The sequence below is a fragment of the Nocardia sp. NPDC050697 genome (assembly GCF_040654395.1).
Classification (GTDB): Bacteria; Actinomycetota; Actinomycetes; order Mycobacteriales; family Mycobacteriaceae; genus Nocardia.
Genome location: NZ_JBFAHY010000001.1, coordinates 970,503 through 991,754, shown reverse-complemented (window position 1 = coordinate 991,754; position 21,252 = coordinate 970,503). Strand labels below are relative to the sequence as shown.

The following is a 21,252-nucleotide window of genomic DNA, read 5'->3' as shown; positions in this document are numbered from 1 at the left end:
GTCAGAACCGCAGCAGGCTGGCGTCGTCGACCGAGGTCGAGCGGCGGGTGCGGAAGATGGTCATGATGATCGCCAGCCCCACCACGACCTCGGCCGCGGCCACCACCATGGTGAAGAAGGCGAAGACCTGGCCCTCCAGGTTCGCGTGCAGCCGGGCGAAGGTCACGAACGCCAGGTTCACCGCGTTCAGCATGAGCTCGACGCACATGAACACCACGATGGCGTTGCGCCGCAGCAGTACACCGGCGGCGCCGATGGTGAACAGCAGGGCCGACAGGAACAGGTAGTTCGCGGGGTTCACCGGTTCTCCTCCTCGTCGAGCACCGTCGGGTCGGTGAGCGCCTTGTCCTTGCGCTGCCGCAGGATCGTGCTCACCGACTGCTCGGCGAACGAGCCGTCCGGCAGCCGGGCCGGGACGTCGACGGCGTTGTGCCTGGCGTACACGCCGGGGGTGGGCTGCGGGGTCGGGCGGGTGCCGCCGCCGTGGAAGCGGCGCCGGACCAGCTCGCGCTGGTTCAACCGGGGGCCGAACTGCTCGCGGTGCGCCAGCACCATGGCGCCGATGGTGGCGGTGATCAGCAGCGCGCCGGTCAGCTCGAAGGCCCACACGTAGCGCAGGAAGATCAGCTCGGCCAGCTCCGCGATCACATCCCGGCCCGGGAAACCCGTGGCCGGGAAGGAGATCTCGGCCGCGCGGACGCCACGGGAGAGCCCCGCCACGAACAGCGCGCCGAAGCCGAGCCCGACCAGCGTCGCCGCCACCCGCTGGCCGCGCAGCGTCTCGGTGAGCGACTCCGCCGAATCGACGCCGACCAGCATGAGCACGAACAGGAACAGCATCATCACCGCGCCGGTGTAGACCACGATCTGCACCACGCCCAGGAACAGCGCGTCCTGCGCGATGTAGAAGATGGCCAGGGTGATCATGGTCGCCGCCAGGCAGAGCGCGGAGTGCACCGCCTTGCGGGCGAAGACCATGCCGAGCGCGCCCAGGATCGCCACCGGGGCCAGGATCCAGAACTGCACGGCCTCACCGGTTCCGGTGGCGGGGAGCTCCGCCGCCAGGGTCGACAGCGCGCTCATCGGACACCTCCGGTCGACGCGGCGGGGACCGGCGCCGCCGCGCGGGCCGCGGGGCCCGGGTCGGGCAGGTCGCCGGTGACGCCGGCGCGGTAGTAGTCACCCTCGTCGGTGCCGGGCACCATGGCGTGCGGCGGCGCCTGCATGCCGGGCCCGAGCGGGGCGAGCAGCGCGTCCTTCTCGTAGATGAGCGCCGCCCGGTTGTCGTCGGTGAGCTCGTAGTCGTTGATCATGGTCAGCGCCCGGGTCGGGCACGCCTCCACGCAGAGCCCGCAGCCGATGCAGCGCAGGTAGTTGATCTGGTAGACCCGCCCGTACCGCTCACCGGGGGAGAACCGCTCGCCCTCGGTATTGTCGGCGCCCTCGACGAAGATGGCGTCCGCCGGGCAGGCCCAGGCGCAGAGCTCGCAGCCCACGCACTTCTCCAGCCCGTCCGGGTGCCGGTTCAGCTGGTGCCTGCCGTGGTAGCGGGGTGCGGTCGGCACCTTCTGCTCCGGGTAGAACTCGGTGATCGGCTTCTTGAACATGGTCGCCGCGGTCACCGCGAACCCGGCCAGCGGCTCCAGCAGCCCGCCGGTGGCGGCGTCGGCGTGCGTCAGCCCGGCGGGCACCGGCGGGGTCGGGAAGCCCAGGTACACCGCACCGTGCCTGCCGCCGGATTCCGCTGCGGGCGGCCCGGTCTCGGCCGGTTCGTCCGGGACCGTCGGCGCCCGGCCGGCGCGCAGGAACAGCGCGACCATGCCCGCGGTGATCGCCAGCCCGGCCAGCACCAGGATCGAGGTCTGCACCGGGTAGCCCTCGTTGCCGAGCACCCGGGCCGTGGCCACCACCATCACCCAGAGCAGCGCGGTCGGGATGAGCAGCTTCCAGCCCAGGTTCATGAACTGGTCGTAGCGCAGCCGGGGCAGCGTGCCGCGCAGCCAGACGAAGACGAACAGGAACGTCCACACCTTGAGCGTGAACCAGAGCAGCGGCCACCAGCCGGTGTTCGCGCCGTCCCACATGTTCAGCGGCCACGGCGCCCGCCAGCCGCCGAGGAACAGCGTGGTCGCCAGCGCCGAGACGGTGCCCATGTTCACGTACTCGGCCAGCATGAACATGGCGAACTTGAGCGAGGAGTACTCGGTGTGGAAGCCGCCGACCAGCTCGCCCTCGGCCTCGGGGAGGTCGAACGGGGCCCGGTTGGTCTCGCCGACCATGGCCACGCAGTAGATCAGGAACGAGGGGAGCAGCAGGAAGACGTACCAGGTGCCGGTCTGCGCGGCCACGATGCCCGAGGTCGCCATGGTGCCCGAGAGCAGGAATACCGCCGCGAAGCAGAGCGCCATCGCGATCTCGTAGGAGATCACCTGCGCGGTCGAGCGCAACCCGCCCAGCAGCGGGTACGTCGACCCCGACGACCAGCCCGCCAGCACGATCCCGTACACCCCGATCGAGGTGATGGCCAGGATGTAGAGCACCGCCACCGGCATATCGGTGAGCTGCAGCGCGGTGGTGTGGCCGAAGATCGAGACCTCCGGGCCGAAGGGGATCACCGCGAAGGCCATGAAGGCGGGGATCACCGAGATGATCGGCGCCATGATGTAGATCGGCTTGTCCACCACCGCCGGGATGATGTCCTCTTTGAGCGCCATCTTGGCGCCGTCGGCGATGCTCTGCAGGATGCCGAACGGGCCGGTGCGGTTCGGGCCGATCCGCATCTGCATGCGGGCCACGACCTTGCGCTCGGCCAGCACCGCGATGAGCGGGATCATGATGGCGAAGACGAAGACGCCCACCGCTTTCAGCAGCACCAGCCAGAAGGGGTCGGTGCCGAACACGCCGTTCATCGCGGGGCTCCTTCGGTAGCGGCCGGGCCGATCGAGACGACGTCGCCGGGGCGGGCGCGCAGCGTCGCGCCCACGGTGCTGCCCGGTGAGTTCCAGGGCAGCCACACCACCCGGTCCGGCAGGTCGGCGAGCTCCAGTGGGAGCGTGATCGCGCCGTGGCCGGTGCGCACGGTGACCGGTTCGCCCGGGGCGGCGCCGATCTCGGCGGCAGTATCGGCGGAGAGCCGGACCACCGCGGCCCGCGCCGACCCGGCGAGCGCGTCCTCCCCGTCCTGCATGCGGCCCCGGTCGAGCAGCATGCGCCAGCCGGTGAGGATCGCCGACCCGGACTCCGGGTGCGGCAGCTCGGGGTGGTCGTGCTCCGGCGCCGGGACCGGGGCTCCGGTCCAGCGGCCGAGCCCGGCCAGCTCCGCGCGCGCCGCGGCGACATCGCGCAGCCCGATCGGGGTGCGCATCTCCTCGGCGAGCGCGTGCAGCACCCGCAGGTCCGGCAGCGGGGCCGCGGTGCGGCGCACCGTCGACCCGCCCAGCGCCGCCTCGAACGGCCGCGCCCTGCCCTCCCAGTTCCGGAAGGTGCCCGCCTTCTCCGCCACCGCCGCCACCGGGAACACCACATCCGCGTACTCGGTGACCGCGCTGTGCCGCTGCTCCAGGCTCACCACGAACGCCGCCGAGGCCAGCGCCGCGCGGGCCGCGACCGGGTCGGGCAGATCGTCCAGGTCGACCCCGCCGAGCAGCAGGGCGCGCAGCTCACCCGCGGCGGCCAGGATGCCTGCGGTGTCCCGGCCCGCCGAGACCGGCAGCTCGGCCCCGCCCCACGCCGCCGAGACCTGCCCGCGCGCCGCCGGATCCGCCACCGGACGGCCACCGGGCAGCAGCCCCGGCAGCGCCCCGGCCTCGACCGCACCGCGCTCCCCGGCCCGCCGCGGCACCCAGGCCAGCCCCGCGCCGGACTCCGCCGCCAGCCGCGCCACCGCCGAGAGCGCCCCCGGAATCGCGGCCAGCCGCTCACCGGCCAGGATCACCGCGCCCGGCTCGCGCAGCAGCCGCGCCGCGGTGCCCGCGTCGGTGCGCAGCGCGTCCAGCAGCGCGGGCTCGCCGCCCGGCTCGGTGCGCAGCAGCGTGCCCGACATCCGGGTCAGCCCGCGCGAGGTGAACGGCGCGATCGCGTACACCGGCACCTTCGCGGTCCGCGCGGCCTTGCGCAGCCGCAGGTAGACGATGGGCGACTCCTCCTCCGGCTCGAACCCGGCGAGCAGCACGATCGGCGCCCGCTCCAGGCTCGCGTACTCCACGCCGACCCCGCGCCCGGCCACCAGCGCCGCCAGGAACTCCGCCTCCTCCGCGGAGTGCGGCCGCGCCCGGAAGTCGATGTCGTTGGAGCCGAGCGCGACCCGCGCGAACTTGGCGTAGGCGTAGGCGTCCTCCTCGGTCGCCCTGCCCCCGACCAGCACCCCGGCCGCGCCGCGCGCCTCGGTCAGCCCGGTCGCCACGATGGCCAGCGCCTCCGGCCAGGAGGCGGGGGCCAGCTCGCCGTCGGCGCCGCGCACCAGCGGAGTGCCGATCCGGTCGCGCGCGGTGGCGTAGGCGAAGGCCCAGCGGCCCTTGTCGCAGTTCCACTCCTCGTTCACCCGCGGGTCGTCCCCGGCCAGGCGGCGCAGCACCTTCCCGCGCCGGTGGTCGGTGCGCTGCGCGCAGCCCGACGCGCAGTGCTCGCACACGCTCGGGCTGGAGACCAGGTCGAACGGGCGCGCCCGGAACCGGTAGGCGGTGCCGGTGAGCGCCCCCACCGGGCAGATCTGCACCGTGTTCCCGGAGAAGTAGGAATCCAGCGGCTCGGCCTCGGCGGTGCCGACCTGCTGCAGCGCGCCCCGATCCATGAGCTCGATGAACGGGTCGCCCGCCACCTGCTGGGAGAAGCGGGTGCAGCGCGCGCACAGCACGCAGCGCTCCCGGTCCAGCAGCACGGCGGTGGAGAGCGGGATCGGTTTGGGGTAGGTGCGTTTCACCCCGTCGAAGCGGGATTCGGCGCGCCCCGAGGACATGGCCTGGTTCTGCAGCGGGCACTCGCCGCCCTTGTCGCAGACCGGGCAGTCCAGCGGGTGGTTGATGAGCAGCAGCTCCATCACGCCCTCCTGGGCGCGGTTCGCCGCCGCCGAGGTGAGCTGGGTGCGCACCACCATGCCGTCGGTGACCGCGATGGTGCACGACGCCACCGGTTTGCGCTGGCCCTCCACCTCGATCAGGCACTGGCGGCAGGCGCCGACCGGGTCGAGCAGCGGGTGGTCGCAGAACCGCGGGATCTGGATGCCGACCAGCTCCGCGGCGCGGATCAGCAGGGTGCCCTTCGGCACGCTGATCTCGGTGTCGTCGATGGTCAGCGTCACCAGGTCGGTGACGGCCTGCTCCCGGCCGGTGCCGGGGACGGTGGCGGTCATGGCGTCTCCTCCGGGTCCGCGCCCGCCTTCTGCCAGCCGCCGTCGGCCCAGGCCGTGCAGGCCGCGGGGTCGAAGGGGCAGGCGCCGCGGCGCAGGTGCTCCAGGTACTCGTCGCGGAAGTACTTCAGCGAGGACAGGATCGGGCTCGCCGCGCCGTCGCCGAGCGCGCAGAACGACTTGCCGTTGATGCTGTCGCAGAGATCGAGCAGGGTGTCCAGGTCGGCCTCCGTGCCGTCGCCGGTCTCCAGCCTGCGCAGCAACTGGACCAGCCAGTAGGTGCCCTCCCGGCAGGGGGTGCACTTGCCGCAGGACTCGTGCGCGTAGAACTCCGTCCAGCGCAGCACCGCGCGCACCACGCAGGTGGTCTCGTCGAAGATCTGCAGCGCCTTGGTGCCGAGCATGGAGCCCGCGGCGGCGACGTGCTCGTAGTCCAGCGGGACGTCGAGGTGCTCGTCGGTGAAGAGCGGCGTGGACGAACCGCCCGGGGTCCAGAACTTCACCCGGTGCCCCGCCCGCACCCCGCCCGCGTAGCCGAGCAGCTCGCGCAGCGTGATCCCCAGCGGCGCCTCGTACTGGCCGGGGCGGGCCACGTGCCCGGAGAGCGAGTACAGCGTGAAGCCGGGCGATTTCTCGCTGCCCATCGCGCGGAACCAGTCGATGCCGTTGCTGATGATCGGCGGCACGCTCGCGATCGACTCCACATTGTTGACCACCGTCGGGCGCGCGTAGAGCCCGGCGACCGCCGGGAACGGCGGGCGCAGCCGGGGCTGGCCGCGCCTGCCCTCCAGCGAATCCAGCAGCGCCGTCTCCTCGCCGCAGATGTAGGCGCCCGCGCCCGCGTGCACGATCAGCTCCAGGTCGAAGCCCGAGCCGAGGATGTCCCGGCCCAGGTAGCCGGCGGCGTACGCCTGGGCGGCCGCGGCCTGCAGGCGGCGCAGCACCGGGACGACCTCGCCGCGCACGTAGAGGAAGGCGTGGCTCGCGCGGATGGCGTAGGCGGCGATGATCGCGCCCTCGACCAGGGCGTGCGGGGTCGCCATCATGAGCGGGATGTCCTTGCAGGTGCCCGGCTCCGACTCGTCGGCGTTCACCACCAGGTAGTGCGGGGGCACGGTGCCGTCCGGGCCCGGACCCTGCGGGATGAAGCTCCACTTGGTGCCGGTCGGGAAGCCCGCGCCGCCGCGGCCGCGCAGCCCGGAGTCCTTGACCAGCTGGATGACCGCGTCCGGGGTCATCGACAGCGCGGTGCGCAGCGCGTCGTAGCCGCCGTGCTCGTGGTAGGTGTCCAGGGTCCAGGAGCGGGGGGAGTCCCAGTACCGGCTCAGCACCGGTGTCAGCGCGGTCATGCCGGCTCCCCGTCGGATTTCGCCTGCTCGCGCGCGACCTGCAACCCCGCCAGCGTCGGTTCACCCGCCATGCCGTCCAGGGCGCCGGGGCGTTCGTCCGGGAAACCGGCGAGGATGCGGGCGGTGTCGCGGAAGCGGCAGAGCGGGGCGCCGCGGGTGGGCACCACCTGGTCACCCGCGCGCAACGCGTCCACCAGCGCCTGCGCCGAATCCGGGGTCTGGTTGTCGAAGAACTCCCAGTTCACCATGACGACCGGGGCGTAGTCGCAGGCCGCGTTGCACTCGATGTGCTCGAGCGTGACCGCGCCGTCCGCGGTGGTCTGCCCGTGCTCGATCCCGAGGTGCTCGCGCAGCCGGGCCAGGATGGCGTCCCCGCCGAGCACCGCGCAGAGCGTGTTCGTGCACACCCCGACGTGGTAGTCGCCGGTCGGCGTGCGCCGGTACATGGAGTAGAAGGTCGCCACCGCAGTCACCTCGGCCGCGGTCAGCCCGAGCAGCTGCGCGCAGAAGTCGATGCCGGTGGCCGAGACGAACCCCTCCTCGGCCTGCACCAGGTGCAGCAGCGGCAGCAGCGCCGAGCGGGGCTGCGGATAGCGGGCCACGATCACCTCGGCATCGCGGGCGAGCCGCTCGCGCACCGCCTCCGGGTACGGATCGGGGCGGGTGGAGAGCCGCAGCAGGATCTCGGTCATCGGTCCACCCCGCCCATCACCGGGTCGATGCTGGCCACCGCGGCGATCACATCGGCCACCAGCCCGCCCTCGCACATCGCCGCCACCGCCTGCAGATTCGTGAACGACGGGTCGCGGTAGTGCACCCGGTACGGCCGCGTCCCGCCGTCGGAGACCATGTGCACCCCGAGCTCCCCGCGCGGCGACTCCACCGCCGAGTACACCTGCCCGGCCGGCACCCGGACCCCCTCGGTGACCAGCTTGAAGTGGTGGATCAACCCCTCCATCGACGACCCCATGATCTTCCCGATGTGCTGCGGCGAATTACCGAGCCCATCCGGCCCGACCGCCAGATCCGCGGGCCACGCGATCTTCCGGTCGTCGACCATGACCGGGCCCGGCCGCAGCCGGTCCAGGCACTGCTCGACGATCTTGAGCGACTCCTTCATCTCCGCCACCCGGATCAGGTAGCGGCCGTAGCAGTCGCAGCCCGCCGCGGTCGGGATGTCGAACTCGTAGGTCTCGTACCCGCAGTACGGGTGCGCGCGGCGCAGGTCGTGCGGCAGCCCGGCCGAGCGCAGCACCGGCCCGGTGATGCCTAGCGCCATGCAACCGGTCAGATCCAGGTACCCGACGCCCTTGGTGCGCGCCTTCCAGATCGGATTGCTGCTGAGCAGCAGCTCCATCTCCCGCAGCCGCTTCGGCAGCAGCGTGAGCAGGTCGCGGACCTTGGTGACGGCCGCGTCCGGGAAGTCCTGGGCCAGCCCGCCGGGGCGGATGTAGGCGTGGTTCATCCGCAGCCCGGTCACCGTCTCGAAGACGTCGAGGATGAGCTCGCGCTCCCGGAAACCGAAGAGCATGGCGGTGAGCGCGCCCAGCTCCATGCCGCCGGTGGCCAGCGCCACCAGGTGCGAGGAGATCCGGTTCAGCTCCATGAGCAGCACCCGGACCACGGTGGCGCGCTCCGGGATCGCCTCGGTGATGTCGAGCAGCCGCTCCACGCCGAGGCAGTAGGCGGTCTCGTTGAAGAACGGGGAGAGGTAGTCCATGCGGGTCACGAAGGTGACGCCCTGGGTCCAGGTGCGGAACTCCAGGTTCTTCTCGATCCCGGTGTGCAGGTAGCCGATGCCGCAGCGCGCCTCCACCACGGTCTCGCCCTCGATCTCCAGGATCAGCCGGAGCACGCCGTGCGTGGAGGGGTGCTGCGGCCCCATGTTCACCACGATGCGTTCCTCGGCGACGCTCTCCAGCACCGCGCCGACCTGATCCCAGTCCTGCCCGGCGAGCGTCACCATCGGCGGCTCCGCCTCCGGCCTGGCGTGCTTCGGGCGGTTCTCGATATCGGTGTGGTTCATCAGCTGTAGGCCCTCCGCTGGTCGGGCGGCGGGATGCGCGCGCCCTTGTACTCGACCGGGATCCCGCCGAGCGGGTAGTCCTTGCGCTGCGGGTGCCCCCGCCAGTCGTCCGGCATGGTGATGCGGGTCAGCGAGGGGTGCCCGTCGAAGACGATGCCGAAGAAGTCGTAGGTCTCCCGCTCGTGCCAGTCGGTGGTCGGGTAGATCTCGAACAGCGACGGGATGTGCGGGTCGGCGTCCGGCGCCGAGACCTCGACGCGCAACCGGTAGCCGTGCGTGATCGAGGACAGCTGGTAGACCGCGTGCAGCTCGCGGCCCGCGTCCTCCGGGTAGTGCACGCCGTTCACGCCGAGGCACAGCTCGAAGCGCAGCCCCTCGTCGTCGCGCAGCGCCCGCGCCACCAGCGGCAGGTGCTCGCGGTGCACGTGCAGGGTGAGCTCGCCGCGGAAGACGATCACCTTCTCCAGCGCCTGCTCCAGCGCGACCGGGCCGAGCGCGGCGCGCAGCGTCGCGACGGCGCCGTCGAACCAGCCGCCGTACGGGCCCTGCGTGCCGCCGGGCAGGCTCACCGGGCGGACCAGCCCGCCGTAGCCGGAGGTGTCGCCGGTGCCGCGGACGCCGAACATGCCGTGCCGGACGCCGATCACCTCCGGGTCGCCCCGCGGGTCGGGGATCGTGCCCTCGGGGCCCGCCGTCGCGGCGGCGTCGATCTCGGACGCGGGCCGGCCGGGATCGGGGCCGTCCGGCCCGGCGCCGGGGGAGACCCGGTCGCCGGCGGGCACCGCGTCGTCCCGCCCACCCCGTTCCGATTCCGAGCGTGGCGCGTTCATCGCAGCAACCCCTCCATCCGGATGGTCGGGGTCGAGGCCAGCGCCGCCGCCTCGGCCGCCTTGACGGCCTCCTCCCGGTTCACCCCGAGCGGGGTCTCCTGGATCTTGGCGTGCAGCGCGAGGATCGCGTTGAGCAGCATCTCCGGGCGCGGCGGGCAGCCGGGCAGGTAGATGTCGACCGGGACAACGTGGTCGACGCCCTGCACGATGGCGTAGTTGTTGAACATGCCGCCCGAGGAGGCGCAGACCCCCATGGCCAGCACCCATTTCGGCTCGGTCATCTGGTCGTAGACCTGGCGCAGCACCGGCGCCATCTTCTGGCTCACCCGCCCCGCGACGATCATCAGATCCGCCTGCCGCGGCGACGCACGGAACGCCTCCATCCCGAACCGGGCGATATCGAAGCGGCCGCCGCCGGTCGCCATCATCTCGATCGCGCAGCAGGCCAGCCCGAAGGTGGCCGGCCACAGCGACCCCTTGCGCATGTACCCGGCGAGATCCTCGACGGTGCTCAGCAGGAAACCGCTCGGCAGTTTCTCTTCCAGACCCATGGTGTGTCCTCGGTTGTCGGGTGCGCCGCTCAGTCCCAGCTGAGCCCGCCGCGGCGCCATTCGTAGGCGTAGGCCACCGAGACGTTCAGCACGAACAGCGCCATCGCCGCGAGCCCGAACACCCCGAGCGCGTCGAAGTGCACCGCCCACGGGTAGAGGAAGACGATCTCGATGTCGAAAATGATGAAGAGCATGGCGGTCAGGTAGTACTTCACCGGAAAGCGCTGTCCCGCTGCGTTTCCCGGGCCGCCGCCGACGGCGTGCGGGGTCGGCTCGATCCCGCACTCGTACGGCTCGAGCTTGGCCCGGTTGTAGCGCTTGGGGCCGATCACGGCGGCGAGCCCGATCGAGAAGACGGCGAATCCGGCGGCGAGGCCGCCGAGGACCAGGGCGGGCAATTCGATGTTCACGACGGCACTTCCCCTCCTCGAGAGCTGGGGTCGGCGGGGTGAACCGCCCGGCGGCTCGGGTCGGCGCTGTCGCGGGCCTCTCGGCGCGCGGGCGCCCGGCGGGCCGGGTCCGGGGGCTGCCGGGCTCGTCCGCCATGCGGGGCACCACGTCTCTGTGAGCTAGGGCACAGAGTACAACCGGGGATCGGTGTCCGGTTCGGTTCACGGGGTGCGGTTTGATCGAATTCGGGACTGCGATTCATGAGCGGTCCGGGGGTAATGTTGCGTGGTCCGCAAGGTTGGGGCTTGATCGTCATCGACAGAACCGGCGGGTCCTTCGCCGGGCGCCCCGGGCGGTCTAGTCATGTCGATCACGCATGAATAGGTCGCTCAGCGTTCGCTGGTGCAGTACGTCGCCGCTCCGCGCTCGACTGATTTCGCCTTGCCCAGGTATGCGGTCGCTCGCCTCCGGCGGCTATCGCGGGCCGACCCGCTGAGCGGGGCTACTCAGCGCGCGAAGCGGGCGACCTCGATGGTGCCGCACCCACCTCGCGGCCGAAAATCAGTCGAGCGCGAAGCGGGCGAGCTTGGTGGTGCCGCACCAACCTCCATTGCGGCACAACTCGGTCGAGCGCGGAGCGGGCGACCTAGGCGGTAGGCGGACCGCACGACTCAGCCGAGCGTTACGCGGCGTTGCGCCCCCGAAGAACCGCGACGATGGCATCGACCAACCGAAACGCATCGATGGGATGCGGAACCGCCGCTTCGGCCCGCGACCACGTCGCCAGCCACGCATCATCCGCCCGCCCGGTGAGCACGAGCACCGGAGGGCAGTCGGCAACCTCGTCCTTGAGCTGCTTGGCCAACCCGAGCCCCCCGGTGGGCGCCGACTCACCGTCCAGGATGGCGAGATCCACCGCACCGGCATCGACCCGCTCGAGCACGACCGGCCCGGTGGCGACCTCGAGGTACTCGAACTCGGGTAGCTCCCCGGACGGCCGGCGACCGACGGCCGTGATCACCTGTTGCCGGGTGTCGGCATCGTTGCTGTAGACCAGGACCCGAAGCGGGCGAGCGGTATCGACCACGCCGGAATGGTACGTCCGGCGACCCCGCGCGCGTGGCAGGTTCGCCCGGATCGCCCGGCGTGCCGGGTGCGAACCCCGCCGGTGCTCTAGCATTTGCCCCAGAACAGCTCCGGCACCGCCGGACCGTCGTCGGCGAGGGGGCGCGCATGCGGGGCCTCGCGGGAACCGCGCAGGTGGAGGTTATTCCGGGCCGGCACATCGTGGCCGTCGCGGACGGCGTGGTCGCGGTGGTCGCGCACCGCGCGGAGACCCCGGTGACCGCCATCTCCCTGGCCTGGCGGCACGCCGGGGCGGTGCTGGACCTGGTCACCGCCGCCATCGCCGAGGACCCGGAGAACCCGGGCCGCGCCTTCGCCCGCCTCGCCACCACCTGGCTCATGGGGCTCGCCGACGAGCGCAGCGTCGAGTTCGGGGTGCTCACCCCGGTCGGCGCGGGCGTCGCGGTGTTCCTGCACGGCGGGGTGCGCGCGGTGCTCGACGCCGAGCGGCGCACCGAGATCCTGCGCGGGCGCGACGCCGGGTTCACCGTCGACCGGCTGGTCACCCCGGCGCCCGCGGTCGGCATCGGGCTCTTCGTCGACGAACCCGAGCGGGAGGTCGAGAACCTGCCGGTGCGCGGGGTGTTCGGGCTGAGCGGCGGCACCGTCCCGGGCGCCGCCGCGGTGCTCTGGACCGACGGCGACGGGCACGGCCCCGCCCTGCTCCGGCCCACCGACCCACGGCACCGCACCGGCGTCGTGCTGGACAAGCGGCTCTCCGCCGAGGGCAGCGCCGGAAACCGGCCCCCGGAACCCGCGGACGCCCCGACCGAGCGCCCCGACCCACCCCGCGACCCCCGACCCCCGACCGAGCGCCCCGACCCCCGCCGCACCACCGCCCCGCGCCCCCTGATCCCCGCCGACCTCGAGGACACCGTCGTCCCGAGCGCCGCCGACGCGGTGCGCAACCCCGCCCCGCCCGCGCACACCGAAGACCGCATCGGCGGCGTGGTCGTGCAGGGCTTCCCGTGCCCGCGCCGCCACCTCAACGACCCCAGGGTCTCCTACTGCGCGGTGTGCGGACTCGCCATGGACCACCCAGGCCGCAGCCTCACCGACGGCCTGCGCCCCCCGCTCGGCATCCTGCTGCTCGACGACGGCCAGACCCTGGTCCTCGACGGCGACCTGGTGCTCGGCCGCGAACCCGAGCACCACGAGGCCGTCGCGGCGCGCGGCGCCAGGCCCATCCGGATCGCCGACCCCTCCGGCGGCATGTCGCGCGCCCACGCCGAGATCCGGCTGGTGGACTGGGACGTCACCGTGGTCGACGGCGGCTCCACCAACGGCACCCACCTGCGCGCCGCCGGCCGCCACGAGTGGACCCGCGCCATCCCCGGCCACCCCATGACGCTCGCGCCCGGCACCCAGCTCCTGCTCGGCGGCCGGGTCTGCACCTTCGACTCCCCGCACCAGTCCTGAGCGCCCTTCCGCGCCGGCGGCCTGACCGCGTACAGTGCCAGTAAGTTAATCGGCATTCGCACGCGCCGCGTGGCGGGCGGATGCCTCGGAGCCAGGAGCCGCCATGCCGTCCGCAGTCATCGTCGACATCGTCCGCACCCCTTCGGGGAAGGGGAAAGCCGGAGGCGGGCTCGCCGATGTGCACCCGGCCACGCTGCTCGCCGGTGTCCTCTCGACCCTGATCGAGCGCACCGGCATCGACCCGGCGCTGATCGACGATGTGATCGGCGGTTGCGTCACGCAGGCGGGGGAGCAGGCGTTCAACATCACCCGCACCGCCGCGCTCGCCGCCGGGCTGCCGGAATCGGTGCCCGCCACCACGGTGGACCGGCAGTGCGGCTCCAGCCAGCAGGCCGCGCACTTCGCCGCGCAGGGCGTCATCGCCGGCGCCTACGACATCGCCATCGCCTGCGGCGTCGAGTCCATGAGCCGCGCGCCCATGTTCTCCAACGCGCAGGGCAAGGACGCCAACGGCGCCCCGCTCGCGCACCGCTACCCGGAGGGGCTCATCCAGCAGGGCACCGCCGCCGAGATCCTGGCCGCGCGCTGGAAGCTGGACCGCGACACCCTCGACGCCTTCGCCGCCCGCTCGCACCGGCTGGCCGCCGAGACCGCCGTCGCGGGCGGCTTCGACAACGAACTGGTCGCCGCGGGCACGCTCACCGCGGACGAGACCATCCGCCCCGGCACCACCGCCGAGAAGCTCGCCGGGCTGCGCCCCGCCTTCGTGAACGACGAGCACAAGGCGCGCTTCCCGGAGATCGAGTGGTCCATCACCCCGGGCAACTCCTCGCCGCTCACCGACGGCGCCTCGGCCGCGCTCATCATGAGCGAGGAGAAGGCGAACGCGCTCGGCCTGCGCCCGCGCGCCCGCTTCCACTCCTTCGCCGTCACCGGCGACGACCCGCTGCTCATGCTGACCGCCGTCATCCCCGCCACCCGCAAGGTGCTGGACCGGGCCGGGCTGAGCATCGACGACATCGACGCTTACGAGGTGAACGAGGCGTTCGCCCCGGTCCCGCTGGTCTGGCAGCACGACCTCGCCGCCGACCCGGCCAAGCTGAACCCGCGCGGCGGCGCCATCGCGCTCGGCCACCCGCTCGGCGCCTCCGGCACCCGCATCCTCGCCACCCTGGTGAACCACCTGGAGCAGACCGGCGGCCGCTACGGCCTGCAGACCATGTGCGAGGCGGGCGGGCTGGCCAACGCCACCATCATCGAGCGGCTCTAGGCGCGCGCTCGCCGAGCAGCTCCGCCCGGAACTCCGCGGGGGAGCGGCCGTACTGCTCCCGATACGCCTCGCGGAACCGGCGCGGGCTGGGGAAGCCGGTCTCGCGCGCGAGCTCGGTGAGGTCCACCGGCAGCGCTTCGCACAGCCGCCGGTGGGCGCGGGCGAGCCGCGCACTCCGCAGCACCACCCCCGGTGCCGGGTATCCGGCCTGTTCGAAGGCGCGGTACAGGGTCCGCTCGGCCACCCCTACCCGGCCCGCGATGACGGCCGGGGTGAGGTCGCGGTCGCCGGCGTGCTCCTCGATCAAGGCCATGGCCTGCTCGACCTGCTCCGCGAGGCGGCCGGTGGTGATCGCGGGGTGCGGGTTGAGCGCGCCGTCCAGCTGGGCCAGCACGGTGGTGTAGGCGATGCTGAAGTCCGCGGCGGTCCAGCCGTCGGCCTCGTCGAGCCACCGCGCCTGGGCGACGAGCCCCCGCACCAGCGCGCGCCGATCATCCAGTGCCAGCGGCGCCTTGGCGGCGCGGGCGGCGTCCACCATGCCCTCGGGGACGGTGAGGATCAGCGCGCTGATCTCCTCGTCGTGCGTGATGGCGAGCGGGCTGCCCCAGTGGAAGAACGCCACCCTGCCCGGCTGCATGAACTCGCGCGCGTCGCCCTGCTCGATCCGGAACCGCCCGCGCAGCGGGATGAGCAGGCGATGGCTGTTCTCGCCGTCACCCCGGCGAATGTGCCGCGCCGAGCGCCGGTATCCGATCGCTCCGGTGCTGAACCGGACCGTCTGCAACCTGCCGACATCGCGCGCCGACGCCGCCGACCGGAACTCGTCGGCGGGAAAACTCAGCCCGATCGATCCCTGCCTGGCCTCTACATAGGTGACCCAGGAGCCGGTCGGATCCTCGACATCGGCGGCGAACTCCTCCGCGCGGTACTCCGCCACCCCACCGACCCTTCCCGCACCCTGCCCTCGGCAAAGAATCTACCGGCCGGTCTCGCATGCGGTAAACGACCGCCATCGGGCAGGAAAAGGGTCGCGGCGCCGGAGCGATGGCCCCTACCGTCGACAGGGCGGGCGGCCGGAGTGGAGGAGGGGGCTACTTCGGCCCCCTCCTCAGTCCGGCAGGATCGGCACCGAGACCCCCTCGCCGCGGTGCAGCAGCGCCGCCCTGGTCACGGCGGCGCTGCCGAAGCGGCGGCGCAGGTCGTCCAGGGTGGCGTCCAGGGTGTGCCCGGCGCGGGGTTCGAAGGGCAGCGCGAGCTGCACGGTGCCGGCGTCGCCGAGGTTGGTGAGCGCGAGCCCGATGAGGGTGATGCCGCGGTCGGCGATGAGCGGGGTGGCGGCGTGCAGCAGCAGCCGGGCCGCGTGCAGCAGCACCGCGCCGTCGTCGGTGGCCTCGGGCAGGGTGTGCGAGCGGGTGGCGCGGGTGAAGTCGGTGAAGCGGAGCCGGAGCACGACCGTCCGGCACACCCGGTTCGCCCCGCGCAGCCTGCGGCCCAGCCGGTCGGCGAGGCCGTGCAGGTAGGCCTCGATCTCCTCCGGCGGGCGCGGGCGGGAGCCGAGCGCGCGCTGCGCCCCGATCGAGCGGCGCCTGCGGCCCGGGGTCACTCGACGCGGGTCGCGGGCCATGGAGAGGGCGTGCAGGTGCGTGGCCGCGGCCGGGCCGAGGATGCCGCGCAGCCCGCGCTCGCCGAGCTCGGCCAGGTCGCCGACGCGGGTGACGCGGTGCTCGCGCAGGGTGCGGGCGGTCACCTCGCCGACCCCCCAGAGCCGCTCGACCGGCAGCGGGTGCAGGAACTCCAGCTCGGTGCCGGGCGGCACCTCGCGCAGCCCGTCCGGCTTGGCGACCGCGCTCGCCACCTTGGCCAGGAACTTGGTGCGCGCAATCCCCACCGAGATCGGCAGCCCCACCTCGTCCGCCACCCTGGCCCGCAGCCGCCGCGCGATCCCGACCGGCTCGCCGGCGATCCGGCGCAACCCGCCGACATCCAGGAACGCCTCGTCGATGGAGATGCCCTCGACCACCGGCGTGGTGTCGTGGAAGATCTCGAAGACCCGCCTGCTCGCCTCGGCGTACGCCGCCATCCGGGGCGGCACGGTGATGGCCTCGGGGCAGAGCCTGCGCGCCTGCGCGCCGCCCATCGGGGTGCGGATGCCGCGCGCCTTGGCCTCGTAGCTCGCGGCCAGCACCACCCCGCCGCCCACGATCACCGGCCTGCCGCGCAGCGCCGGGTCGTCGCGCTGCTCCACCGAGGCGTAGAAGGAGTCCAGGTCGGCGTGCAGGATCGACGCCTCGGCGCGGGTGCTGATCCGCGGCCGGGGCGCCGCGGGGGGAGGACCGCCGTCGCCGGACACGAACATATGTTCGCATACTGGGTGGTCTGTTGTCCGGTACGCGGGCGGAACCGGTGCCGTTGCCCGGTACGCTGAGCCGGCATCGGAGCGGCCCGGCGGGAGGAGAACAGCGGTGCGGGGTCTCGGCGAGCTGGAGGCGGTCGTCATGGATCGGCTCTGGGATCGGGATACCGAGTCGACCACGGTCAGGGAGATCCACGAGGAGCTCGCCGCCGAGCGCGACATCGCCTACACCACGGTCATGTCGACCATGGACAACCTGCACCGCAAGGGCTGGCTGGCCAGGGAGCGCGCGGGCAAGGCCTACCGCTACTGGCCCACCCTGACCCGCGAGGAGCACAGCGCGCGGGTGATGGCGGACGCGCTCGGCTCCGGCGGCCGGGCCGACCTGGTCTTCAGCCACTTCGTCGAGCTGATCGGCGCCGAGCAGAGCGCCGGGCTGCGGGCCGCGCTGCGCGGGCCGGCGGCGCGCCGGACGCCGGGGATCTCGTGAGCGGCGCGCCGCTGCGGCTCACCGCCGCGCAGGTCTTCGCCTGGCGGCTGCGCAGGCAGTTCCTCACCGAACCCGCCGGCTCCGCGCTCGCGGTCGTGCGGCGGCTGGCCGGGGTGCAGGCGCAGGTCGCCTCCGCCGCCGAACTCGCGGTCGCGCTGCGCTGCGCCGAGCCGGCCGCCGACGCGCTGGCGGAGCTGCTCGGCGCGCGAAAGGTGCTGCGCACCTGGGCCATGCGCGGGACGCTGCACGTGCTGACGCCCGAACTGGCCGCCGCCGCGCTCGCGCTCATGGCCTCGGCGCGCACCTGGGAGAAGCCGGTCTGGACCCGCAACTTCGGCGCCACCCCCGAGCAGATCACCGCGCTCGGCGCGGCCGTCGCCGAGATCCTGGCCGCGGCCACGCTCTCCCGGGAGGAGCTGGTCGCCGCGGTGATCGCCAGGCCCGGGCTCGGGCACCTGGACGAGCAGCTGCGCTCCGGCTGGGGCGCGGTGCTCAAACCGCTGGCCTGGCAGGGCATCCTGTGCCACGGAGCGGCGCAGGGCGGGCGGGTCACCTTCACCAGCCCGGCGCGGGCCGTCACCGGCTGGCCGGGGCTGCCCGAGCCGGACGCCGCCGCGGCCACCCTCATCCCCGCCTACCTCGGCGCCTACGGCCCGGCCGCCCCCGAGACCTTCGACACCTGGCTGAGCCGGAACGCGCTGCGCAAGACCGTGCTCCGCCGCTGGTTCGCCGAGCTCGGCAACGCGCTCACCCCGGTCGAGGTGGACGGCCGCGGCTGCTTCGCCCGCACCGAGGACCTGGACGAGCTCGCCGCCGCGAAACCGGTGCCCGGGGTGCTGCTGCTCGGCAGCTTCGACCAGTACGTGCTCGGGCCCGGGACCACCGACACCGCGCTGGTCCCCGCCGCGCACCGGACCGCGGTGAGCCGCCCCGGCGGGTGGATCTCGCCGGTGGTGATCGAGGGCGGGCGGGTCACCGGGACCTGGGAGCGGGAGGGTGACGACATCGTCGTCACCCCGTTCGGAAAGGCGCCTCCGGCGCGAGCGCTGGACGCGGCCGCCGCCCGGCTGTCGAGTGCCGCGGGCACGAAACTGCGGGCACGCCTCGGCTGACGCGCCGCTCCGAGGTCCGCCGGGAGGCCGCCGCGTTGCGCGAAATCGGTCCAGCGGCGAGCGGGTGGTTATGGACCGCTGTCCGGCCTGCCGCCGACACTGAGAACCATGACGCCCGCCGCTTCGCTGGCTCCCGGTGAGTACGCCCCGGAGGTCACCTACCTGAACACCGCCTCGCACGGGCTGCTGCCCGCCCGCGGCCGGGCCGTCCTGGAGACGGTGCAGGCCGGCTGGAGCTCGGGGCGCAGCACCCCGGGCAGCTACGACCATCTGGTCCCGGAGCTGCGCGCGAGCTTCGCCCGGCTGCTCACCGGCGCCACCGCCGCCGATATCGCCATCGGCGGCACCGTCGCCGGGCTCATCGGCCGGGTCGCCGCCGGGCTCCCCGCGGGCGCGGAAGTCCTGGTCGCCGAGGGCGATTTCGCCTCGGTGCCGAACCCGTTCCGCTTCCGCGGCGACCTCGAGGTGCGCGCCGTGCCGCTGGAGAAACTCGCCGACGCCGTGCGGGCCGAGACCGCGCTGATCGCGGTGAGCCTCACCCAGTCCGCCGACGGCCGCACCGTCGACCCCGCCGCGCTGCGCGAAGCCGCGCACGCGCACGGCGCCCGCCTGCTCATCGACGCCACCCAGGCCGCGGGCTGGCTGCCGCTGCGCTTCGCCGACGCCGACTTCTGGGTCTGCGCCACCTTCAAGTGGCTGCTCGGCGCCCGCTCGGTGAGCCTGCTCGCCGTGCAGCCGGAGGCGCTGGACGGCGCGGTACCGCTCGCCGCGGGCTGGTACGCGGGCGCCGACCGCTGGGGCGACATGTACGGCTTCGGCCCGCTCGCCACGACCGCGCACCGCCTCGACGACACCCCCGACTGGCTCGGCGTCACCGCCTCGCTCGCCGGGCTCGGGCTCGTGCACGAGCTCGGCGTCGCGGCGATCGGCGCGCACGACCGCACCCTCGCCGCGGCCTTCCGGTCCGGGCTCGCGGAGCTCGGTCTCGATGCGGTGCCCGGCGATTCGCCCATCGTCACGATTCCCGGCGGCGGCGTGCACGCCGCGGCGCTTGCCGCGGGCGGCGTGCTCGGCTCCGCGCGCGGCGGCGGGCTGCGGGTCTCGTTCCACCTCTACAACACCGGTGCCGACGTCGAGCGGGCGCTGGCCGTGCTCCGGGAGGCGGGCCGCTAGGCTGCACCGGTGACGCAGCTGATCGACACCGTGGCCTGGATCCTGGTGCGGGAGGGCAGGGTGCTCTGCGCGCGGCCGCGCGGCAAGGACGTCTTCTACGTGCCCGGCGGCAAGCGCGAGCCGGGGGAGAGCGACGAGCAGACGCTGCTGCGCGAGATCGCCGAGGAGCTCACCGTCGCGCTGCTGCCCGAGAGCGTGCGGCACATCGGCACCTACGAGGCGGTCGACGGCGCGGTCTCGGTGCGGATGGCCTGCTACACCGCCGACTACCGCGGCACCATCACCGCCAGCGCGGAGATCGACGAACTCGCCTGGTTCCGCTACGCCGACCGGCCGCTGGTGCCGCCGGTCGACCAACTGCTCTTCGACGACCTGGCGGCCGCGGGCGGGCTGCGCTGACCCGGCCGGCCCGCACCGGGGGTGCGGGCCGCCGAATGCTCAGCTCGGGACCGGCGCCCGGTTCGCCCTGGCGATCAGGTGCTCGACGAGCGTGAGCAGCACCGTCTTCGACGACTGCCGCGAGCGCGCGTCGCACAGCAGCACCGGGGTGCCCGGGTCCAGGTCGAGCGCGTCGCGCACCTCGTCCTCGCTGTAGCTGGGCGCCCCGTCGAAGCAGTTCACGCCGACGATGAACGGCAGCCCGCGCCGCTCGAAGTAGTCGATCGCCGCGAACGAATTGCCCAGCCTGCGGGTGTCGGCGAGCACGACGGCGCCGAGCGCGCCGCGGGCCAGCTCGTCCCAGAGGAACCAGAACCGGTCCTGCCCCGGCGTGCCGAACAGGTACAGCACCAGGTCCCGGTCGATCGAGATGCGGCCGAAGTCGAGCGCCACCGTGGTGGTCGACTTCTGCTCCACCCCGGACAGATCGTCCACCCCGGAGCTGACCTCGGTGATCAGCTCCTCGGTGCGCAGCGGCGCGATCTCGCTGATCGCGGAGACCATCGTCGTCTTACCGACGCCGAACCCTCCCGCGATCAGGATCTTGACGGAGGCCGCCAGGTTCGGGACACCGGCGCCCTGCCGATTCGGGTCAGATTCTTCGAATACCATCCAGCACCGCTCGCAAAATGTTGATGTCGCCGGGCCCGGCGTCGGCTTGAACCGGTGCCCGGAAGATCAGGTGGTTCTCGCTGATCAGATCACCGACGAGGATCTTCGTCACAGCCAGAGGTAGCTTCAGTGTTGCAGAGACCTCGGCCACGGACTGCGGAACCGCGCACAGGCGAACGATTTCCGCGTATTCGGGCTCGACCCGCCGCAGGATCGGGGCCGGGTGGGTGACCACCACGACCGTCAGCATGTCCAGGTCGTGGGCCGCACCCATGGTGCGGCCCCGAGTGAGTGCGTACGGCCGGACCAGCGGACCGGCCGCGTCGTCGAACCAGTGCTCGCCCTGTCGTGTCATCGCGATCCTAGAGCTCGGCCAATCTATGGCGCGGTGTGGTCGACAGGTAGTTGCCGACCCGCTGCACGGTCAGGTTCATTTCGTAGGCGACCATACCGAGATTCGCGGAATCATTCGCCTGGAGCGCGAGACACGCGTTGCTGCCCGCCGAGGTCACGAACAGAACGGCCCGGTCGAGCTCGATCATGGCCTGGCGGACTCCGCCACCCTCGAAGCGGGCACCGGCGCTGCGCGCCAGGCCGTAGAGCGTGGACGACATGGCGGCGAAGTGCTCGGCGTCCTCCTGGGTGAGCGCGTTCGAGCGACCGAGCAGGAGGCCGTCGGTGGAGAGCACCACCACGTGCCGGACACCGGCCAGTCGGTCGACGAGGTCGTCGAGAAGCCAGTTGAGATCGCCGGGGTTGGGAGAGTTCAC

Annotated in this window: 22 protein-coding genes and 1 pseudogene; 6 read left to right on the top strand and 17 right to left on the bottom strand. The window is 73.1% G+C overall.

The features are described 5' to 3' along the window. Position 1: 1 nt before the first annotated feature. The 12 genes and pseudogenes from nuoK to AB0H71_RS04965 all read right to left on the bottom strand — a co-directional run bounded on the left by nuoK (position 2) and on the right by AB0H71_RS04965 (position 11,577). Positions 2–301 carry an NADH-quinone oxidoreductase subunit NuoK gene (nuoK, locus tag AB0H71_RS05020; protein ID WP_067651651.1) on the bottom strand — a complete coding sequence of 100 codons (300 nt, stop codon included), beginning with the start codon at positions 299–301 and terminating at the stop codon, positions 2–4. Next, positions 298–1,083, bottom strand: a complete 786-nt coding sequence (locus tag AB0H71_RS05015; protein ID WP_357014969.1) for an NADH-quinone oxidoreductase subunit J — start codon at positions 1,081–1,083, stop codon at positions 298–300. Before AB0H71_RS05015 ends, nuoK begins: the two co-directional genes overlap by 4 nt. Next, positions 1,080–1,691 (bottom strand): NADH-quinone oxidoreductase subunit NuoI, encoded by a 612-nt coding sequence (gene nuoI, locus AB0H71_RS05010; protein WP_357016173.1) that lies wholly within the window; start codon positions 1,689–1,691, stop codon positions 1,080–1,082. The genes AB0H71_RS05015 and nuoI overlap by 4 nt, the downstream gene beginning before the upstream one ends. Further along, positions 1,665–2,909: pseudogene (gene nuoH / locus AB0H71_RS05005) on the bottom strand (NADH-quinone oxidoreductase subunit NuoH); the annotation flags it as partial. The pseudogene nuoH and the gene nuoI, both read right to left, overlap by 27 nt. Next, positions 2,906–5,347: an NADH-quinone oxidoreductase subunit G gene (locus AB0H71_RS05000; protein ID WP_357014966.1), complete on the bottom strand. Its 2,442-nt coding sequence runs from the start codon at positions 5,345–5,347 to the stop codon at positions 2,906–2,908. The gene AB0H71_RS05000 and the pseudogene nuoH, both read right to left, overlap by 4 nt. Continuing rightward, a complete protein-coding gene (gene nuoF / locus AB0H71_RS04995) occupies positions 5,344–6,693 on the bottom strand; it encodes an NADH-quinone oxidoreductase subunit NuoF (protein WP_357014964.1) in 1,350 nt (449 codons plus the stop codon). Before nuoF ends, AB0H71_RS05000 begins: the two co-directional genes overlap by 4 nt. Continuing rightward, complete coding sequence (gene nuoE / locus AB0H71_RS04990) at positions 6,690–7,385, bottom strand: NADH-quinone oxidoreductase subunit NuoE (RefSeq protein ID WP_357014961.1); 696 nt, start codon at positions 7,383–7,385, stop codon at positions 6,690–6,692. The genes nuoF and nuoE overlap by 4 nt, the downstream gene beginning before the upstream one ends. After that, on the bottom strand, positions 7,382–8,719 hold the full coding sequence (nuoD, locus tag AB0H71_RS04985; RefSeq protein WP_357014958.1) for an NADH dehydrogenase (quinone) subunit D: 1,338 nt from the start codon (positions 8,717–8,719) through the stop codon (positions 7,382–7,384). The genes nuoE and nuoD overlap by 4 nt, the downstream gene beginning before the upstream one ends. Next, positions 8,719–9,429: an NADH-quinone oxidoreductase subunit C gene (locus AB0H71_RS04980; RefSeq protein ID WP_357016170.1), complete on the bottom strand. Its 711-nt coding sequence runs from the start codon at positions 9,427–9,429 to the stop codon at positions 8,719–8,721. Before AB0H71_RS04980 ends, nuoD begins: the two co-directional genes overlap by 1 nt. A 116-nt stretch (positions 9,430–9,545) precedes the next feature. After that, positions 9,546–10,100, bottom strand: a complete 555-nt coding sequence (locus AB0H71_RS04975; protein ID WP_357014956.1) for an NADH-quinone oxidoreductase subunit B family protein — start codon at positions 10,098–10,100, stop codon at positions 9,546–9,548. Between the two features lie 29 nt (positions 10,101–10,129). Then, positions 10,130–10,510: an NADH-quinone oxidoreductase subunit A gene (locus tag AB0H71_RS04970; protein ID WP_357014954.1), complete on the bottom strand. Its 381-nt coding sequence runs from the start codon at positions 10,508–10,510 to the stop codon at positions 10,130–10,132. A 662-nt stretch (positions 10,511–11,172) separates the two neighbouring features. Next, positions 11,173–11,577 (bottom strand): hypothetical protein, encoded by a 405-nt coding sequence (locus tag AB0H71_RS04965; RefSeq protein WP_357014952.1) that lies wholly within the window; start codon positions 11,575–11,577, stop codon positions 11,173–11,175. 146 nt (positions 11,578–11,723) lie between these two features. Here AB0H71_RS04965 and AB0H71_RS04960 point away from each other — a divergent pair, with 146 nt between their 5' ends. After that, positions 11,724–13,034 carry an FHA domain-containing protein gene (locus AB0H71_RS04960; protein ID WP_357014949.1) on the top strand — a complete coding sequence of 437 codons (1,311 nt, stop codon included), beginning with the start codon at positions 11,724–11,726 and terminating at the stop codon, positions 13,032–13,034. Positions 13,035–13,137: 103 nt separating this feature from the next. Next, on the top strand, positions 13,138–14,304 hold the full coding sequence (locus tag AB0H71_RS04955) for a thiolase family protein (protein WP_357014946.1): 1,167 nt from the start codon (positions 13,138–13,140) through the stop codon (positions 14,302–14,304). Here AB0H71_RS04955 and AB0H71_RS04950 read toward each other — a convergent pair. Together AB0H71_RS04950 and dinB are read right to left on the bottom strand one after the other, a co-directional pair. Beyond that, entirely contained in the window at positions 14,288–15,241 is a 954-nt protein-coding gene (locus AB0H71_RS04950; RefSeq protein ID WP_357014945.1) for a helix-turn-helix domain-containing protein, read from the bottom strand. The two genes, AB0H71_RS04955 and AB0H71_RS04950, sit on opposite strands and share 17 nt — an antisense overlap. Positions 15,242–15,412: 171 nt before the next feature. Next, on the bottom strand, positions 15,413–16,660 hold the full coding sequence (gene dinB, locus AB0H71_RS04945; protein WP_357014942.1) for a DNA polymerase IV: 1,248 nt from the start codon (positions 16,658–16,660) through the stop codon (positions 15,413–15,415). Positions 16,661–16,766: 106 nt separating this feature from the next. Here dinB and AB0H71_RS04940 point away from each other — a divergent pair, with 106 nt between their 5' ends. From AB0H71_RS04940 to AB0H71_RS04925, 4 genes are all read left to right on the top strand, one after another. Beyond that, a complete protein-coding gene (locus tag AB0H71_RS04940) occupies positions 16,767–17,147 on the top strand; it encodes a BlaI/MecI/CopY family transcriptional regulator (RefSeq protein ID WP_357014941.1) in 381 nt (126 codons plus the stop codon). Then, positions 17,144–18,259 carry a crosslink repair DNA glycosylase YcaQ family protein gene (locus AB0H71_RS04935; RefSeq protein WP_357014939.1) on the top strand — a complete coding sequence of 372 codons (1,116 nt, stop codon included), beginning with the start codon at positions 17,144–17,146 and terminating at the stop codon, positions 18,257–18,259. Before AB0H71_RS04940 ends, AB0H71_RS04935 begins: the two co-directional genes overlap by 4 nt. Positions 18,260–18,367: 108 nt before the next feature. Beyond that, positions 18,368–19,432, top strand: a complete 1,065-nt coding sequence (locus tag AB0H71_RS04930; RefSeq protein WP_357014936.1) for an aminotransferase class V-fold PLP-dependent enzyme — start codon at positions 18,368–18,370, stop codon at positions 19,430–19,432. Positions 19,433–19,441: 9 nt separating this feature from the next. Beyond that, positions 19,442–19,831: an NUDIX domain-containing protein gene (locus AB0H71_RS04925; protein ID WP_357014933.1), complete on the top strand. Its 390-nt coding sequence runs from the start codon at positions 19,442–19,444 to the stop codon at positions 19,829–19,831. Positions 19,832–19,870: 39 nt separating this feature from the next. On the opposite strand, the gene AB0H71_RS04920 is transcribed toward AB0H71_RS04925, so the two are convergent. From AB0H71_RS04920 to AB0H71_RS04910, 3 genes are read right to left on the bottom strand one after another with little or no spacing between them, the layout of a single operon-like run. After that, positions 19,871–20,482: an ATP/GTP-binding protein gene (locus AB0H71_RS04920; protein WP_357014930.1), complete on the bottom strand. Its 612-nt coding sequence runs from the start codon at positions 20,480–20,482 to the stop codon at positions 19,871–19,873. After that, complete coding sequence (locus AB0H71_RS04915) at positions 20,463–20,837, bottom strand: DUF742 domain-containing protein (RefSeq protein WP_357014927.1); 375 nt, start codon at positions 20,835–20,837, stop codon at positions 20,463–20,465. Before AB0H71_RS04915 ends, AB0H71_RS04920 begins: the two co-directional genes overlap by 20 nt. A gap of 7 nt (positions 20,838–20,844) precedes the next feature. Continuing rightward, positions 20,845–21,252, bottom strand: coding sequence for a roadblock/LC7 domain-containing protein (locus AB0H71_RS04910; RefSeq protein ID WP_067651593.1), 408 nt, complete (start codon positions 21,250–21,252; stop codon positions 20,845–20,847).

Coding starts and splice junctions, on each gene's coding strand:
- AB0H71_RS05000 (WP_357014966.1), bottom strand. CDS start 5,347: ATGACCGCCACCGTCCCCGGCACCGGCCGGGAGCAGGCCGTCACCGAC.
- AB0H71_RS05015 (WP_357014969.1), bottom strand. CDS start 1,083: ATGAGCGCGCTGTCGACCCTGGCGGCGGAGCTCCCCGCCACCGGAACC.
- nuoE (WP_357014961.1), bottom strand. CDS start 7,385: ATGACCGAGATCCTGCTGCGGCTCTCCACCCGCCCCGATCCGTACCCG.
- AB0H71_RS04975 (WP_357014956.1), bottom strand. CDS start 10,100: ATGGGTCTGGAAGAGAAACTGCCGAGCGGTTTCCTGCTGAGCACCGTC.
- AB0H71_RS04960 (WP_357014949.1), top strand. CDS start 11,724: ATGCGGGGCCTCGCGGGAACCGCGCAGGTGGAGGTTATTCCGGGCCGG.
- AB0H71_RS04930 (WP_357014936.1), top strand. CDS start 18,368: ATGACGCCCGCCGCTTCGCTGGCTCCCGGTGAGTACGCCCCGGAGGTC.
- nuoF (WP_357014964.1), bottom strand. CDS start 6,693: ATGACCGCGCTGACACCGGTGCTGAGCCGGTACTGGGACTCCCCCCGC.
- nuoD (WP_357014958.1), bottom strand. CDS start 8,719: ATGAACCACACCGATATCGAGAACCGCCCGAAGCACGCCAGGCCGGAG.
- AB0H71_RS04955 (WP_357014946.1), top strand. CDS start 13,138: ATGCCGTCCGCAGTCATCGTCGACATCGTCCGCACCCCTTCGGGGAAG.
- dinB (WP_357014942.1), bottom strand. CDS start 16,660: ATGTTCGTGTCCGGCGACGGCGGTCCTCCCCCCGCGGCGCCCCGGCCG.
- AB0H71_RS04915 (WP_357014927.1), bottom strand. CDS start 20,837: ATGACACGACAGGGCGAGCACTGGTTCGACGACGCGGCCGGTCCGCTG.
- AB0H71_RS04920 (WP_357014930.1), bottom strand. CDS start 20,482: ATGGTATTCGAAGAATCTGACCCGAATCGGCAGGGCGCCGGTGTCCCG.